This is a genomic window from Achromobacter veterisilvae, from assembly GCF_900496975.1.
Classification (GTDB): domain Bacteria; phylum Pseudomonadota; class Gammaproteobacteria; order Burkholderiales; family Burkholderiaceae_B; genus Achromobacter; species Achromobacter veterisilvae.
Map to the genome: position 1 here is coordinate 40,964 of NZ_UFQC01000027.1, position 13,245 is coordinate 54,208.

Annotated in this window: 10 protein-coding genes; 3 read left to right on the forward strand and 7 right to left on the reverse strand. The window is 64.4% G+C overall.

Translation table 11 applies throughout. The annotated features are described in order from the left end of the window. Positions 1-475 precede the first annotated feature (475 nt). Together AVE30378_RS22230 and cyoE are read left to right on the forward strand one after the other, a co-directional pair. Positions 476-1,702 carry an MFS transporter gene (locus AVE30378_RS22230; protein WP_129243377.1) on the forward strand — a complete coding sequence of 409 codons (1,227 nt, stop codon included), beginning with the start codon at positions 476-478 and terminating at the stop codon, positions 1,700-1,702. Positions 1,703-1,848: 146 nt separating this feature from the next. Beyond that, positions 1,849-2,703, forward strand: coding sequence for a heme o synthase (cyoE, locus tag AVE30378_RS22235; RefSeq protein WP_129243380.1), 855 nt, complete (start codon positions 1,849-1,851; stop codon positions 2,701-2,703). Between the two features lie 5 nt (positions 2,704-2,708). On the opposite strand, the gene AVE30378_RS22240 is transcribed toward cyoE, so the two are convergent. The 4 genes from AVE30378_RS22240 to AVE30378_RS22255 form a co-directional block, all read right to left on the reverse strand. Beyond that, entirely contained in the window at positions 2,709-3,623 is a 915-nt protein-coding gene (locus tag AVE30378_RS22240; protein WP_244235120.1) for a LysR family transcriptional regulator, read from the reverse strand. Positions 3,624-3,713: 90 nt separating this feature from the next. Then, a complete protein-coding gene (locus tag AVE30378_RS22245; protein WP_208742423.1) occupies positions 3,714-5,150 on the reverse strand; it encodes an efflux transporter outer membrane subunit in 1,437 nt (478 codons plus the stop codon). After that, positions 5,147-8,314 (reverse strand): efflux RND transporter permease subunit, encoded by a 3,168-nt coding sequence (locus tag AVE30378_RS22250; RefSeq protein ID WP_129243386.1) that lies wholly within the window; start codon positions 8,312-8,314, stop codon positions 5,147-5,149. The genes AVE30378_RS22245 and AVE30378_RS22250 overlap by 4 nt, the downstream gene beginning before the upstream one ends. A 36-nt stretch (positions 8,315-8,350) precedes the next feature. Next, positions 8,351-9,589: an efflux RND transporter periplasmic adaptor subunit gene (locus tag AVE30378_RS22255; RefSeq protein WP_129243389.1), complete on the reverse strand. Its 1,239-nt coding sequence runs from the start codon at positions 9,587-9,589 to the stop codon at positions 8,351-8,353. A gap of 556 nt (positions 9,590-10,145) precedes the next feature. On the opposite strand from AVE30378_RS22255, the gene AVE30378_RS22260 reads away from it, so the two are divergent. Then, positions 10,146-11,144, forward strand: a complete 999-nt coding sequence (locus AVE30378_RS22260; RefSeq protein ID WP_129243392.1) for a GlxA family transcriptional regulator — start codon at positions 10,146-10,148, stop codon at positions 11,142-11,144. A 112-nt stretch (positions 11,145-11,256) separates the two neighbouring features. Here AVE30378_RS22260 and AVE30378_RS22265 read toward each other — a convergent pair whose 3' ends face one another. The 3 genes from AVE30378_RS22265 to AVE30378_RS22275 form a co-directional block, all read right to left on the reverse strand. Continuing rightward, positions 11,257-12,015 carry an SDR family NAD(P)-dependent oxidoreductase gene (locus tag AVE30378_RS22265; protein ID WP_129243395.1) on the reverse strand — a complete coding sequence of 253 codons (759 nt, stop codon included), beginning with the start codon at positions 12,013-12,015 and terminating at the stop codon, positions 11,257-11,259. A gap of 321 nt (positions 12,016-12,336) precedes the next feature. Continuing rightward, positions 12,337-12,720 (reverse strand): hypothetical protein, encoded by a 384-nt coding sequence (locus tag AVE30378_RS22270; RefSeq protein WP_208742424.1) that lies wholly within the window; start codon positions 12,718-12,720, stop codon positions 12,337-12,339. Further along, positions 12,717-13,244: a thiamine pyrophosphate-binding protein gene (locus AVE30378_RS22275; RefSeq protein ID WP_129243398.1), complete on the reverse strand. Its 528-nt coding sequence runs from the start codon at positions 13,242-13,244 to the stop codon at positions 12,717-12,719. Before AVE30378_RS22275 ends, AVE30378_RS22270 begins: the two co-directional genes overlap by 4 nt. Position 13,245 lies beyond the last annotated feature (1 nt).

Genomic DNA, 13,245 nt, shown 5'->3' on the forward strand with positions numbered 1-13,245 from the left:
AAGAAAGGATGATCAGTTGAGCCCGGGAACGTTGTTAGCACTCACCGGTGTCGAGTGCTAATTATAGGGATGATGTTCTAGGCTTCAAGGGGGGAAGGAGGGTTGTTACATATTGGGGGTGTCGCGGGCGTCGAAGCTCGCGGAGTTTGGAACTGCCCCCAGTTTTGACGGAAATCGACTATCGAAGCCGGCTGGGTGCTCGGACACGACGTGAACCGCATAGCCGGACCGGCGGCGGTCCGAGCCTGCTTGCCGGCGGTCTGGAACACCGCAGCAGGGGCCGGAAATGTCCAGCAATTGGAAGCCCGGCACCCGCATGGATATGACGGCGTGGGGAATGGCTTTTTTTGAGGGAATTATGTCATTTACGCCAAGGCGTGCGCCGATAAAGTGAGGCCTGTCAAACCCGTCAGCCCCACCCGGCCGCGCTTACCGCACCGCCCTCCCCATTCGGTTCATTCCCATCGATCCCGCTATGCCCCTCTCCGTCTCCTCCACTAACGGCCGTCGCAACGCCCGTATCCTGGCCGTCTGTCAGGGCCTATTCGTCGCAGCCATTTCCATCGACCTGACGCTGACGGCGCTGACCGGCCACATGCTCGCGCCCAACAGGGCGTTGTCGACCCTGCCATTCGCGTTGATAACGGTAGCGGGCGCACTGGTCACCTGGTTCGCCTCGTTGCTGATGCAGCGCATCGGCCGGCGCAGGGGATTCGCACTGGGCGCACTGGCCGGCGCGGCGGGCGGCGGCCTATCGGTATGGGCCGTGTTTCATGCCGATTTCTGGGCGTTCTGCGCCGGCACCGCGCTGGTCGGCGTGTTCCAGGCCTTTGCCCAGTATTACCGGCTAGCGGCGGCGGACGCAGTCGAGCCCGCCGCCAAGAGCCGCGCGATCTCGGTGGTGATGGCCGGCGGCGTCATCGCCGCGATTGCCGGCCCCGCACTGGCCGCCTGGAGTCGGGATCTGTTCGCGCCGGTCACTTTCGCCGGCGCCTATCTGATGGTGACCTTGCTGGCACTGCTGTCGGCCGCGCTGCTGTGGGGCGGCTACCGCGACGCCGAAGCGCCCGCCGCGGCCGGCGAGATCCAGCCCGGCCTGCCCGCGCGGCCGCTGCGGGAGGTGGCGCGCCAGCCGGTGTTCGTCGCCGCGCTTGCCAACAACGTGGTCGGGTCGGTTTCGATGATGTTCATCATGACCGCGGCGCCGCTGGCCGCGGTGGCATGCAGCCACAGCATCGGGGACGGCGCCAACATCATGCAATGGCACCTGGTCGGCATGTACGCGCCGGCTTTCTTTGCCGGCACGCTGATCCAGCGCTTCGGCCTGCCGCGGGTGCTGGGCGCCGGCATGCTGCTGAACGTCGCCTGCTCGCTGATCGCGATGGCCTCGCCGTCACTGCCCGCGTTCTATGCGGCGCTGTTCTGCTTGGGGGTGGGATGGAATTTCATGTTCGTCGGCGGCACCACGCTGCTGGCGCAGTCCTACCGCCCGTCGGAGCGCGCCCGCGCGCAAGGCGCGGCCGAGATGCTGCGTTATGCCGCTACTGCGCTGGCCACGCTGGCGGCCGGACCGGCGCTGGACGCCTTCGGATGGGAAGCGCTGAACGCGGCCATGCTGCCGGTGGTGCTGGCGGCCGGCCTGATGACATGGTTGTGGGTGCGTGGGCCGGTCCAGAGGGGCGCTGTGGCCGGGCCGGGTTGACCCTGCGCGCCGCACGATCGCAGCGGCCGCCGGTAGATCCGGCAGGCCCAGGCGTTGGCCCACCAACGACGCGATCACGGTTATTCCTGTCATCAAGCCTGTTCGGCTGTTTCTTGTCCGCGGTCAGTTCGACCCGGCGATATTTTATGTATCGAACCTATCTCGAGTTGGTCAAGCCAGGCATTGTGGCCGGTAATCTCATATCTCTCGCCGGCGGCTACCTGCTCGCATCGCGAGGCGTCGTGGATGTAGGTCATAGCGCACTGGTGATATCTGGCGCCGCGCTCGTGATCGGATCCGGATGCGCCGCCAACAACGTGATTGACCGTGACATCGACCGGCTCATGGAACGCACCTCCGCGCGTCCGATGGCGGCCGGGAGCATTTCGATAACGTCGGCTCTGACCTTTGCCTGTATTCTGGCTTTCGCCGGATTCTTGCTTTTGTATGCCGCGACGCGTCGAATTGAGCCGCTGGTCCTGATGTTCATCGGATACGTTGTCTATGTAGGGGTGTACTCGCTTTTCCTGAAACGCAGATCGGTCCACGCCACGTTGGTCGGCAGCATATCGGGCGCGATCCCGCCTGTCGTGGGCTATTGCTCGGTGCGCGGAACCATCGACACGGCCGCTGTCGCGCTCTTCGTGATCTTCGGGATATGGCAAATGCCTCACTCGTACGCCATCGCCATGTTCAGATGGAAGGACTATGAAGCGGCGTGTATCCCCGTCCTGCCCCTGGTGAAGGGGCGGCATCAAGCGAAGAAGCGCATCGTTTTGTACATTGCCGCATTTTTCGTGGCCGCGCTTTCCCTCGCGGCGCTGGGATATGTGGGAAATCTCTACATCTCAATGGTTTTGTTAAGCGGAATCTACTGGCTGAAAACAGCCGTGGACGGGTTTTCGGCTGGCGACGATGCGCGCTGGGCGCGGCGGGTGTTCGCGGTTTCCATCGCCGCGGTGGTGCTGATCAGCGTTGCGATGGCCATAGATGCGGCTTGAGGATTTCAGCAGTCCTGCAGATTGGGATGAATGAAATCCAGGAACGCCCTGACTCTCGCCGGCACCTTGCGCGTGGGTAGCAGGGCGACCAGGGGAACCGGCGGCAATGACCATTGCCCCAGGACCTGGGCGATCTTGTCGCCGCCGCCGGCTTTCGCGGCCTCGAACTTCATGAGTGGCCCGATTCCGATTCCCGCGCGGACCAAGGACCGAATCATGCCGGAATCATTGGCCGCCACTTTGCCCGATACCCGGATCCGTTCCACCCGAGCCCCGGACCGCAACACCCATTCGAACTCTCCTCTGGGCGTGCCGATCAGGCATTGATGCCTGGCCAAGTCGGCCGGTGAACAGGGCACTCCGTGCTTATTGAGATAGTCCGCGGATGCGTACAGGCGCGGCGTCATCGCGCTGATGACGTGGGCAATCAGGCTGGAGCTGGGTTGCTGGCCGAAGCGCAGGGCGACGTCGCAGGTGTTGCTGATCGGGTCGACCCGCTGATTGCTTAGTTCGAAATGGCAATGAATGTCCGGATACTGGCGGTGGAAGGCGTCGATCACCGTAGGCACGAAGACTTGGGCCAGCGAGGCGGGCAGCGATACGCTCAACCGCCCTCCGGCGCAGGCGATGCTCGTCTGCAACTGCTCGTGCGCGACGCGCGCCTCATCGATGAGGTCCCGGCAGCGCTCGAAGTAGAGCGCGCCTGCCTCGGTCAAGCCGATTTTCCGAGTGCTGCGCTTGAGCAACTGCATTCCCAGGTCGCGTTCCAGTCCGCGCACCCGCCGCGAGAGCGTCGACGGAGGAACACCCAGCGCGGCAGCGGACAGGCCGAAGTTGCCCCGCCTCGCGACCTCGACAAACATGGCAATGTCGTTGAGCTGTATGTTCGCGCGGGGCGCGCTGGATGACGGGCGAGCCATGCCGGGAACTGCCGCCGGGATATCTGCCTTCATGCGTCACGCCCTCCATCCAGAAATGATCCGCCTCGAACCCATCCGGAAGACGGGGAACTACTTGGCAACCACGCGGTCGGCGTGGGCCGACTCCCAGCCTCCGCCGAGCGCCTTGAACAGGTCCACCTGAGCATTCACGACCCCCGCTTCGCTCTCGGCAAGCTGCGCCTGCGCGTCGGCATAGGTGCGCTCGGCGTCGAGCAAGGCCAGACTGTCGGCGCGCCCCTCTCGCGCTTGCGCCCGGACGATGCGCGCCACGTTCTCGGCCTGGGTCCTGGCCGCGGCCAGGGCCCCGCGCCGGTCCAGGCTCTGGGCGTAGTTTGAGAGCGCGGTTTCGGTTTCGCTCAGGGCCTGTATCACCGTCCCGTCAAACGCTGCCAAAGCGGCCTGGGCGTCGGCCGTAGCGCCATCGATACGGGCGCGGATCGATTCCTGATTCGGGAACGACCAGGAGAGGAGCGACCCGGCCAGCCAGCGTAGCGGTCCGCTGCCGAAGAAGTCGTCAAGGCCGAACCCGGTAGAGCCGACCGACGCGCCAATCGAGACACGCGGATACAGTTCCGCTGTCGCCACGCCAATCCGGGCCGTTTCCGCCGCCAGCCTTTGCTGCGCGGCGCGCACATCCGGACGTCGGGCGAGGAGGGCCATCCCGTCTCCGACAGGGATGGGCTGCAGGATCCTGGGCGGCGTCGTGAGGGCGCCGGCTTCGGGCGGAAGGTCTTTGGGCGCACGGCCGGTGAGCAGGGAGAGTCGGAACAGCTCGGCCTGGCGTTCGGCGACGATCCTGGGAATGTCCGATTGCCGCTGATCCCGGAGTGCCGCGATACGCGCAGTGTCCAGGGAAGTCGTCAGGCCCGCGTCCTGCCTGCTGCGCGTCACGCTGACTGAGCGATTCAGCAAATCGACGATCTGTCGCGCCACGGCCAGCCGATGCGCGGCGCTGGCGGCGCCCAGATAGGCGCGGGTCGTCGCCGCCACGGTCGATACCCGCACGGCGTCCAGCTCGGCCTGCGCCGCCTGGTAGTCGCCCCGCGAGGCTTCGATGTTCCGCCGCACGCGGCCGAAGAGGTCGACCTCGTACGCCACGGACAGGCCCGCATCGACAACGGTATTCTCGCGATCGACGCCGGGCGAGGACTGGATGGAGGATTGCCGCTGGCGGTTCACGCTTGCGCCGATCTCGGTACCGGGCAGCCAATCGGCGGACGTTAGACGAAGTTGGGCGCGCGCGCGGGCGAGCCGGGAGATCGCCACGCGCACGTCGGTGTTCGAAGCGAGCGCCTCTTGGACCAGCCTGTCCAGCACCGGGTCCTGGTAGAGCTTCCACCAGTCGGCGGAAATGGGAACGGCGTCGGGCGCGGTCGCATCGCTTCGGGACAGGAACGGCCCTGCCGCGGAAACCGGGACCGGCGGCGCCTTGTAGTCCGGGCCGACCGCGCAGGCGCTCAAGAGCAGAGGCGCAACCCACATCGATAGGGTCTGAAATCGAATCACTTGATGCTTCCTGGTTGTTCGTGCCGCGGTTGCAGCGAGCGGGCGGACAGCCGATCTCCGAGCTTGCGGCAAACGACGTAGAACGTGGGGGTATAGAGCAGGCCGAAGACGGTGACGCCGACCATGCCGAAGAAAACGGAGGTGCCCAAGGCCTGCCTCAGCTCGGCGCCCGCGCCCGAGGCCAGAAGCATCGGCACGGCGCCAAGAATGAAGGCGAAACTCGTCATCAGGATCGGGCGCAGGCGGGTCTGGGCGGCGCGCACCGCCGCGGCGGCCGGGCTCAGGCCGTCTTCCTCTTCCGCCTGTTTCGCGAACTCGACCACCAGGATCGCGTTCTTGGCGGCAAGGGCGATCAGCACCACGAGCCCGATCTGTGTCAGGACGTTGTTGTCCATCCCGCGGAGATTGACGCCGACCATTGCCGCGAGCAGGCACATGGGGACGATGAGGATGATTGCCAGGGGCAAGGTGAGGCTTTCATATTGCGCCGCCAACACCAGGAAAACGAACACCACAGCAAGCGCGAAGACGAGGCCGGCAGTGTTGCCCGCGATCTTTTGCTGGAACGCGATGCCGGTCCATTCGTAGCCGTATCCCGAGGGCAACATCTGGTCGGCGAGCCTCTCCATCGTGGCCAGGGACCTGCCCGTGGAAGAGCCCGGCGCCGTGTCTCCATCCACCTCGACCGCAGGGAACAGGTTGTAGCGCACGACCCGGAACGGGCCGGTTTCGTTCTTGAACGTGGCGACCGAGCCGATGGGAACCATCGCGCCGCTGTCGGACCGCGTCTTCAGATTGGCGATGTCGGATTCGCTGTTGCGCTGGCCTTGTTCGGCCTGCGCGATCACCCGGAACGTGCGTCCCAGAAGATTGAAGTCGTTCACATAGGCCGAGCCCAGATAGACCTGCAGCGCTTCGAAGACGCGATCCGGCGGAACCCCCAGCATTTCGGCTTTGCGCCGGTCGATGTCGGCGAAGATGCGAGGGGTGGAGGTGTTGAAGAAGGAGTAGACCTGCGATAACCCATCGGTGCCGTTCGCCTTGGCCATGAGCTGATCGGAAATCGTCCCCAGCGGCTTGTACCCGTGGCCGCCGCGGTCCTGCACCATCATCCGGTAGCCGCCCGCCGAGCCGATGCCGTCGATCAGCGGAGGGGGAATGATGAGAACCCGCGCTTGATCGATGTCCGCGACGGCTTTGCGTGCTTCATCGAGGATGTCGCTGGCGGGGCGGGACCGCTCTTCAAATGGCTTGAGCGGGATGAAGGCGGTGGCGGTGTTCGGCGAATTCGTGTTCGACGCGGCGTCGTAGCCGGGCAGCATGATCGTGCCACGGACCCCATCGATCTTCAGCAAGCGCTTGGACACCTCTTGCACCACTGCATCGGTACGCGCCAGCGAGGCCCCAGGCGGAAGTTGAGTGATCGATATCAGATAGCTCTGGTCTTGCGAGGGAATGAAGCCGGTGGGCGTGACCCAGAAAATGCCTATGGTCGCCAGCACAAGCCCGCCGTAGCTGATCAAGACACGCTTCGGGCGCGCCACGAGCCACTGCGTCAATCGGCCATAGCGGGCGCTGAACCGGTCGAATCGTTCGTTGAACCCGTCGCCGGCAAGCTGCATGCGCCGGATGATCCGATGCCGGCTCTTCTCCTTCGTGTGCGTCCGCAGCAGCACCGCGGCCAAGGCCGGCGAGAGCGTCAACGACAAGACGAGCGAAATGACAGTGGCGCCGGAAATGGTGAGCGCAAACTGCTTGTAGAACGCCCCGGAAAGGCCGGTCAGAAAGAACGTGGGAATGAACACCGCGCAAAGCACGAGCACGATGGCCACCAGGGCCGCCGAAACCTCGTCCATCGAGACGCGAGCCGCTTCCAGCGGGCCCAGGCCCCGCGCGAGGTTTCTTTCCACGTTTTCAACCACGACGATGGCGTCGTCCACCACGATGCCGATGGCGAGGACCAGTCCGAACAGCGACAGGCTGTTCAGGCTGTAGCCAAACATGGCCAGCAAGGCGAAGGTGCCCACCAGCGAGATGGGAATCGCCACGACGGGGATGACGGCGGCGCGCCAATTCTGCAGGAAGATGAAGATGACGAGCACGACGAGCGCCGCGGCTTCGAAAAGCGTATCCCGGACCGCTTCGGTGGACTGCGCGATGAAGCGCGTCGAGTTCCACATGATCCGGTATTCAAGCCCGGGCGGAAACGCCTTTGCCGCCGCCTGCATCTCGCGTTCGAGGGTGATGCCCGTTTCGAGCGCGTTGGTGCCGGGCCGCTGGAAAATGGCGATCATGATCGAGGGCTTGCCCGACAGATAGGCATTCGTTCCGTAGTCGTCGGCGCCCAGCTCGACGCGAGCGACGTCGCGAACGCGAGTCTGGCGGCCGTCGGAATCCGTGCGGATGACGATGTCGGCGAACTGCTCCGGCTCGCTCAACCGCCCCTGCGTCCGGACATTCAGTTGGAAGGCGTCGGCGCTCGGGTTGGGCGGCTGGCCCAGCGCCCCGGAGGCAACCTGCACGTTCTGGGCGCGCATGGCGGCGACGATCTCCCCGGCCGTCAGCTCAAGCGCGGCGGCGCGCCGGGGATCGATCCAGATGCGCATGGCCACTTCGCGGCTGCCGAAAATCCGGGCCTCCCCGACACCGTCGATACGGCTCAGCTTGTCGCGCACCTGGGTGAGGGCATAGTTCGAAAGATAGGCCTGATCCAGCGAGCCATCCGGAGAAACCAGGTTGATCGCCATCAGGGCGCTGGGCGACGTCTTGCGGGTGGTGACGCCCAGCCGCTGCACCTCTTGCGGCAGGCGAGGCACGGCCGCCGCCACCCGGTTCTGTACCAGCATCTGGGCCGCATCGAGATCGGTCCCGACCTTGAACGTAATCGATATGGACACCTTTCCGTCCGCCGTGGACTGGCTGGACTGGTAAAGCATGTTCTCCACGCCATTGATTTCCTGCTCGATGGGAGCGGCCACGGTTTCCGCGACGGTTTCCGCCGACGCGCCGGGGTAGGTCGCGGAAACCACGACGGTGGGAGGAATGATGTCCGGGTATTGGGCAACGGGAAGTGCGAAGTAGGAGATCGCACCCACAATCGTGATGGCGATCGCCAGCACCGCGGCGAATATCGGGCGCGTAATGAAGAAGCGCGACAGGCGCATGAGATTTTTTCCTTTAGGGCAGCCGCCGGCGCATCGCTACGACGCGAACGCGGGCTTGCCGCCGGAAATTAGAGGGTTCGAGTTCCCCATCCCGCTTTGGGAGGCCGCAGGTTCCGGCTTCGTTTGCACTTTCGTGCCCGCAATGGCGTGTTGTTGGCCGCCGACGATCACTCGGTCGTCGGCGGCCAGCCCGGCACGCACGATCCGGAGCCCATCGACCAGCGGGCCGAGTTCGATGGCCCTGACGAGTACGGTGCCTTCGGCGGAAACGGTGAGAACCGTCTTGCGCGTCTGGTCGATCTGGACCGCGGAATCGGGGATCAGCAAGGCCGGCGCCCCGGCTCCGCTCGCCAGCCGCATGTTTCCGAACAATCCCGGTGTCAGGAACAGTTTCGGGTTCTCGATCACGGCACGCATCCGTATGGTCCCCGAACGGGGATCGATCCCGTTATCCGTGAAGTCGAGCTTTCCGCGCCAGGAGTAGTCAGGCTCATCCTGAAGCCGTACTTCGACCTGGGTTTGCGCCGCGTTCGGCTCCTGGGCGCGGATGGCTTTCAGGTACAAGGCTTCGGATGCGTCGAATGTGAAGTAGATCGGATCCAGCGCATTGATGGTGGTCAGGCGGGTGCCGTTGCCGGCCTCTCCGCTCATGACCAGGTTCCCCGGGTCGACGCGCCGGTCGGAGACCCTGCCCGTGATGGGCGAGCGTACCTCCGTGAATTCCAGCTCAAGCGACTTCAGCGCGACGCGGGCTTGCGCGCCGGCGACGTTTGCCGTTCCCGTCCGCACACGCGCCTGCAGTTGATCGATGTCGCTCTTTGAAATCGCGCTGTCGCCCACCAGCCGTTGCGCTCGCGCGAGGTCGGCGCGTGCCAGCGCGAGTTCGCTGGTCGCGCTCGCGAGGCCGGCCTGCGCCTCCGCGTAGGCGGCCTGGTAGGGGCGCGGGTCGATGGAGAAAAGCAGTTGGCCCTGCTGGACGATTTCGCCGTCCTTGAAATGCACTCCTACGATTTGGCCGGACACCCTGGGCCGGACTTCGACCCGGCGGCTCGCCTCGAAACGGCCGACATAGTCGTCCCACTCGATGACGGTGCGCTGCACCGGCAATGCGACGGATACCATGGGAAGCGCCGCGGCGCTGACCGCCAACGACTTCTTGCCGGGCAGCAGAAACAAGGCGCATGCCGTTGCCGTGGCGAGCCCCGCGGCCAGCAGAGCCGCGCGCAGGAAGACCGGTTTTGTTCCCGGGCGGGAGGGAGGGCGTGGATGGGTCATGCGGCCGCTCTCCGCGCAGGGTTGGACTCTCTATGGTTCATGTTGGATATCGCTTTGTAAGAGGACTCGAATGCGCCATGCGTGCTTGCGCCGGCCGCCGTCACGCGGCCGGCACTGGCATAGGCCTTGTCGTAGGCCCGGGACTGTCCGCTCGGCGAGCGGGGGTGGTGCCGCGCCGGGCGTGGGCACCCGGTTTTCCCGGGCCTTCAACGTGCGGAGATTCTCCGGCTTGCAAGCCGACGGCAAAAGGACTTAGTTCCCTCCTTTGCCGCCATTCCATATCGGTAAAGAAACTGGGCAGTGTCGATGCGAAGCCGAAGGATTCGGGCCATTCAAGGCAGGCCGCAAGGGCGGGAATCCTGCCCTGTGCTCAGGGAGGAGCTCCTAATCCGGCCTTGCCTCGGCCAAGCCATGCGCTGCCAAATCGGTTGTCCGTTTTTGAGGTATATATGTCTTGGTGGCCACAGTGCAGGCTGTGTAACATCAGCTCCAGGCCACGCGCCGGCCGAGGGCCAGGATGCGTGGGGCCTGCTTTCGAGTGTTGTGCAAGAGTGTTATGAACCCAACATCATCAAGCGCGAGTCGCGCTCCGCGGGACGTGGCTTTCCTCGTATTCCGCGACTTCCAGATCCAGGACTTGACGGGGCCCTTGGCGGCGTTCGAGGTGGCCGGCAGGCTCCTGGGCGACGACTCTTACCGATGCCAGGTCATATCGCTGGCCGGAGGGCCCGTTCAAAGTTCGGCTGGTCTGGAAATCACCACGCAGAAAGCCGGATTTTCCGCCTACGACACCGTGATCGTGGCGGGCGCCGGTCTCGGCGCCTACCCCGATGACGCATTGTCGGAAACCTGCGACTACCTGAACCACGTCGTCGGCAAAGGCGCTCGCCGCATTGCAAGCGTGTGCACCGGCGCTTTCATCCTGGCTGCGAGCGGCCTTTTGGACGGCCGGTGCGCGACGACGCATTGGAAATACGCCGCCCGTTTGCAACGGGAGTACCCCCGGGTGAAGGTGGATGGCGATCGGATCTTCACCCGAGAAGGCGGCATCTGGACGTCGGCCGGCGTCACAACCGGCATCGACATGGCGTTGGCAATGATCGAAGAGGATCACGGCGCCGACTTGTCTCACGCGGTCGCCCAGATGCTGGTCGTCTACCATCGCCGGCCCGGCGGGCAATCCCAATTTTCGGCCATCGCCGATATGGAGCCCGAGTCGGACAGAATTCGCAATGTGCTGACTTATATACGCGAACACTTGCACGAATCATTGTCGACCGAGCTTCTGGCTTCCGTCGCCTGCTTGAGTCCCCGGCAGTTCGGACGGGCATTCCTTGCCGAAACGGGGGAGACGCCGGCCAAGGCCGTCGAGCGCCTGAGAGTCGAGGTGGCAAGGCAACGCGTCGAGCGCGGGGCGGAGCCAATCGAAATCATCGCCCACAAAATCGGCTTCACCGATCCCGAAAGAATGCGCCGGGCATTCATTCGCGTGCTTGGTCACCCGCCGCAAAGCATCCGGCGCATGGCATCGCGGGAAACGTCATTGCTTGCCTGATTCTGGTTCCGGCTCGGCCATGGGCCAGTCTTTTCATTCGGCGGCCTTCTGGACGGGCATTCCCCGCAGGCTTCCAGTGATTGCTGCCGCGGGCGGCCGGTCATCCAGCCGATTAAACGTGCTGGCCTCCATTCACGTCGATTTCCGCGCCGTTGACATACGAGGCTCGGTTCGAACACAGGAAGAACATGACTCCTGCGATTTCCGTAGGGTCGCCAAGCCGGCTCATCGGCACGCTCGCCTTGACCAGGGCCTCGGTGCCTGGAGACAAGATGGAGGTGTCGATCTCGCCAGGCGCGATCGCATTGGCCCGAATTCCCATCGGACCGAACTCGAAAGCTTGTTCGCGCGTGAGCGCTGCGAGGGCCGCCTTGGAGCAGGCATAAGCCGCCCCGGCGAAGGGATGAACGCGAGCACCCGCGATCGACGTCACGTTGACGATCGTGCCTCCAGCCAAGCGGAGTTCCGGCAGAAGCAGACGGACGATCGTCGCCGCGGAGAAAAGATTGACGTTGAAAAGCGAAAGCCAATCTTCATATGCCGTCATGCTGACGCCCTTGCGCCCGCCGTTCGCCAGCTTCGGTGAAATCGCGGCATTGTTGATAATCGCAGCCAGTTTCGCGCCGCCCAGGCGCCGGCGGACTTCGGCCGCGATCCGCTCATACGAGTTCGGGTCCGCCAGATCGGCGGTAATGTGATCGTCCACGCCGCCCGCCCACGGGCATTCACTTGAAAAGCTCGCCCGCGATACCGTCAAGACACGCCACCCGCTTTGGTGAAACAACTTCACTGTCGCATGCCCTATACCACGGCTCGCGCCGGTTAGCAGGAGAGTGGGCCGCGCAATTTGCTGAGAATGCCAGGACGCCATGTGCGTTATCCCGGAATGAGAGATGAAGATTGAACTCGACAAGCGTTTATTCCGCCTCCCCTTTTGATATAGGCGCCAGCGTTTGCATAGGCAATGCTGAAGTTTCGCCCTACAGGAGCTCTGCGTAAAAGACGTTGATCCCTCAAATCTCGCCAGCGCGTGCTGGCGCATTGCCATCCGGAGGTAAGCGACGAGCTGAGACTGAGGACCCGTGTGCAGTGGGAAATAATGCGCCGCCCAAGTTCAATGAGCCACGCCGACCAAAGTGAATGAACCAAATCTTGCTAAGCTTTTGATCTAAATGGCGTCCAGTTTCCATATTCAATGGACTTCGACAGCCGCCGTATCACGATACGGAACTGAGTCGCGGGGCGCCGCGCCGATACCCTTGATCGCGGTGTGGTCGATCTCCACCGTATGCCCCGGCCCCACCTCCAGCAACACGTAGAAGTCTTCCTTCGGCCGCGTGAACACCAGCGTCGAGTTGGCGTCGAGTTTGCCGGGCACCAGTACCTGTCCGCCATAGGCGATCACATCCATCGTCACCCCCGGCGCCTTGCCGCCATCGGAGAAACCGCCGGTGCATTGAATCCGGTCATCGGCCAGCGCCTTGCATTGCGCCACGGGGTGGTGCGCCAAGACCAGGCTGCATTGGCTGAGAAGCAGGCCGGACAGGCCCGCGCGTAGCGTATTGATGGCGTTCATTGCGTCTTCCCGTTGGTCTTGGCGAGCCACTGCGCGGTGGCGGGCGAGGCTTGCGCGATGGGCAGCGTCGCCTCATGGGTGGTGCCGTCCCAGGCTTCCACGGTGATCCAGAACCGGTCTTCCGGCCGCGTGCCGGGCGGAATCAGCACTTCGGCGAAGGATCGGTGCGGGCTGCCGGAGAACAGCGCGCCGGCAGCGCGCAGGCTGCGCGGCTGGCCGGTGCGGATGAACACGGCGCGGATCTCACGTTCGCAGCCCTCGCACAGGGCCATCGTGAAGAGCTTGAACATCCCGGCCGGATCGGCCTCGGGGCCCTCGTCTTCCCATTCGGCGAATTTCAGCGTCCAGGACCCCACCTGTACCGGACCGATCTCGCGCTGGCCGAGGCCGCTCAGGCCGCGGTTCATGGCGATATCCTTGAAGTAACTCGGGAGGTAGAACAGCGGCAGGAGCAGCACGAGCGCGCTCAGGTGAAACTTCCAGCGCCGGGTGGGCGGCAGCTTGGCGGCAGTCGATGTCGTCATG

Bases quoted from the DNA above. Each gene is read 5' to 3' on its own strand.
- AVE30378_RS22265 (WP_129243395.1), bottom strand. From the start codon at position 12,015: ATGGCGTCCTGGCATTCTCAGCAAATTGCGCGGCCCACTCTCCTGCTA.
- AVE30378_RS22230 (WP_129243377.1), top strand. From the start codon at position 476: ATGCCCCTCTCCGTCTCCTCCACTAACGGCCGTCGCAACGCCCGTATC.
- AVE30378_RS22260 (WP_129243392.1), top strand. From the start codon at position 10,146: ATGAACCCAACATCATCAAGCGCGAGTCGCGCTCCGCGGGACGTGGCT.
- AVE30378_RS22275 (WP_129243398.1), bottom strand. From the start codon at position 13,244: ATGACGACATCGACTGCCGCCAAGCTGCCGCCCACCCGGCGCTGGAAG.
- AVE30378_RS22240 (WP_244235120.1), bottom strand. From the start codon at position 3,623: ATGGCTCGCCCGTCATCCAGCGCGCCCCGCGCGAACATACAGCTCAAC.
- AVE30378_RS22250 (WP_129243386.1), bottom strand. From the start codon at position 8,314: ATGCGCCTGTCGCGCTTCTTCATTACGCGCCCGATATTCGCCGCGGTG.
- AVE30378_RS22270 (WP_208742424.1), bottom strand. From the start codon at position 12,720: ATGAACGCCATCAATACGCTACGCGCGGGCCTGTCCGGCCTGCTTCTC.
- AVE30378_RS22255 (WP_129243389.1), bottom strand. From the start codon at position 9,589: ATGACCCATCCACGCCCTCCCTCCCGCCCGGGAACAAAACCGGTCTTC.
- cyoE (WP_129243380.1), top strand. From the start codon at position 1,849: ATGTATCGAACCTATCTCGAGTTGGTCAAGCCAGGCATTGTGGCCGGT.